At 45.4% G+C, this 520-nt stretch carries 1 protein-coding gene and 1 pseudogene; both read right to left on the bottom strand.

The window, feature by feature from the left end; translation table 11 throughout:
- The coding region (locus R7P74_RS29320; RefSeq protein WP_318124249.1) for an alpha/beta fold hydrolase at positions 1–266 on the bottom strand (266 nt) is incomplete at its 3' end.
- A 157-nt stretch (positions 267–423) separates the two neighbouring features.
- Positions 424–520, bottom strand: a pseudogene (locus tag R7P74_RS29315) (tRNA (adenosine(37)-N6)-threonylcarbamoyltransferase complex transferase subunit TsaD); the annotation flags it as partial.

Below are 520 nucleotides of genomic sequence, written 5' to 3'. Positions count from 1 at the left end.
GAAAATTTGTCGATTTCCAAATGATCCATTAGCGCCAGCATGTGTTGGGCATAATCAACTAAAGACGTGGTCAAAGCAGGAGCGGCGTCCGATTCACCATGCGCCCATAAGTCAGGCACAATACAACGATAGGACTGACTCAAAACTTCAATTTGAGGCGCCCACATTTGGCAATCCCACAAATAGCTATGTCCAAACAGCAGCACAGGCCCTTCGCCTTTGTCTAGGTAAGCAAGTTGCTGACCTTCAATTTCAAACTTCTTCATTGTTATATCCATTTATTATTCTTCCGCGCCATCCTATCACTGAACACAAAGAAAACTGCTCACATCAGTCTGGAAATCTCGCGCCTTTTTCTTGGGAAAATAAACCACAAAAACAAAGGCCTCTATAAATAGAGGCCAGTCAATATACAAGGTTTGATTACGCGATTGGCGTTAGCTGGTCAATTGGCCAGCGCGGACGCGCTTCCACCGACATATCTGCGACTTCACCGTTCTTCAAACGTTGCATACCCGCA

It is taken from the genome of Vibrio sp. 2033, from assembly GCF_033339735.1.
The sequence above is the reverse complement of the archived record's forward strand: the minus strand, read 5'-3'. Positions and strand labels throughout refer to the sequence as shown.